The organism is Streptomyces sp. TP-A0356, from assembly GCF_001417775.1.
Classification (GTDB): Bacteria; Actinomycetota; Actinomycetes; order Streptomycetales; family Streptomycetaceae; genus Streptomyces.
In genome coordinates, this window is record NZ_BBZJ01000002.1 from 1 (window position 1) to 1,704 (window position 1,704).

The following is a 1,704-nucleotide window of genomic DNA, read 5'->3' on the forward strand; positions in this document are numbered from 1 at the left end:
TGCGTTGTGGCAAAGGGAGTCCCTGTTCGATGAGCAGGGGCTTCTTCGTGTGCGGGGCGTGATCGCGGAGGGGTAGGGGCAGGCAGCGGACGGCTTGTTGTTGACCGAGGAGGGTGCAATGCCGTCGGTACTGGGGTTGATGGAGCGGCGTGAGGCGCGGGCGAGGCAGGAGTTGGAGTCCTGGACGGAGGTCCTGGAGCAGGCTCAGGCGGAGGTGAATGCCGCGCGGGAGCGAGTCGAACGGGCCCGGGTGGGACGTGAGGAACTCGTGCAGGTGCTTGCTGAGGAGAGCGCGGTAAATACGCCGGATCCCGTGCCGTCTGGTGGTGGGGCGGCTGCCGCTGAGGGATCGAGCGGCTTCGGTGCGGGGTATGCCGAGCGGCCGCCGGTGTGGCGGCCGGGCATGGGCGAGGAGGTGCTCAGCGGTCTGTATCGGGAGGTGTTCGCCGCTGTCGTGGCCGCTTCGGGGCCGGTGAACGGAGTGGAGTTGACGCGGGCGGTGGGCCGGGAAGCGGAGATCAAGAACGAGGTGGAGAAGATCCGTCACCGTGCCTACGTGCTCGAGAAGCGGGGCTGGCTGGTGCGGGCGGAAGACGGACGGTTCATGCCGACGCCCGGAGCAGTCGCCCGGGGCGCTTCTCCGGCCAGCGCGGGGCATCACCGGCCATCCGTCGCGACAGCCTGATCGTGGCTGCCCACCACACCATCTGCTGGTGGTGATCGGGACGGCGTTCGTGGTCGCGGTTGAGGCGGCGTGAGCGGGAGAGCCAGCCCAGCGTGCGTTCCACCACCCACCTGCGGGCCAGTACGACAAATCCGCGTTGTCCATCGGATCGGCGCACGACCTCGATCCGGACTCCGTGACGGGCGAACGCCTTCGCCAGCGCCGGACCCTGATAGGCACTGTCGACCCACACCAGCTTCAGCAGCCGGCCCGGCTCGTCCATGAACGTCTCCAGCAGTGCGGGGGCGGCCTTGGAGTCGTGTACATCAGCCGGGGTCACGGTCACCTCCAGGAGCAGGCCCTCGGTGTCGGTCAGGATGTGGCGTTTGCGCCCGTCGCGTGACTTCCCGCCGTCGTATCCGCGACTGTCCTCACCCACGGTCTCGGAGGCATCCACCGACTGACTGTCGATGATCCCCGCACTGGGCTCGGCGTTGCGCCCTTTCCGTTCCCGCGCCGAACGCCGCAGGCGTTCGTACAGCTCACGCACGTAGTCGTACGTACGCCAGCGGCGGAAGAAATCGTAGACCGCCCGCCAGTACGGGAAATCGACCGGCAGAGCCATCCATTTCACGCCGTTGTCGACGAGGTAGCGCACCGCGTCAAGCATCTCGCGGTGGCAATACCCCTCCGGACGCCCGCCCAGCTTGAGGAGCCAGGCCGGCACCGGCATCGCCGAGCGGACCTCGGCCCACTCCGCATCCGACATGTCACTGGGATAGCAGCCTGCCCGCCGCCCCGGAGCGATCGAACCGAACCGGTGCACGTAGCAGTCACACCCAGGGGTGACTGTGGTGGACGCCAGCACAGAGATACTGCTCAACTGATCAGGCAACGGGCTTCCTTGGTCGTGCTGGGTGTCGTAACCGCGTCACTACCAAGGGGCCCGTTCTCTCATGCCCGCGACCGCACCCGCACCTCTGTCCAGATGATCACCCGCGCCGCACACCTCGAACAAGATCCGGTTTGCCACAACGCAC

General features: G+C 67.4%; 2 protein-coding genes. One reads left to right on the top strand and one right to left on the bottom strand.

Annotation, left to right across the window (positions count from 1 at the left end; translation table 11 throughout):
• Positions 1-118: 118 nt before the first annotated feature.
• Positions 119-685 carry a hypothetical protein gene (locus ASC56_RS00010; protein WP_055489025.1) on the top strand — a complete coding sequence of 189 codons (567 nt, stop codon included), beginning with the start codon at positions 119-121 and terminating at the stop codon, positions 683-685.
• On the opposite strand, the gene ASC56_RS00015 is transcribed toward ASC56_RS00010, so the two are convergent.
• The gene (locus ASC56_RS00015) at positions 603-1,433 is read right to left on the bottom strand and encodes an IS5 family transposase (protein ID WP_055489026.1); all 831 of its coding nucleotides are present in this window, start codon (positions 1,431-1,433) and stop codon (positions 603-605) included. The genes ASC56_RS00010 and ASC56_RS00015 overlap by 83 nt on opposite strands.
• Between the last annotated feature and the right edge of the window lie 271 nt (positions 1,434-1,704).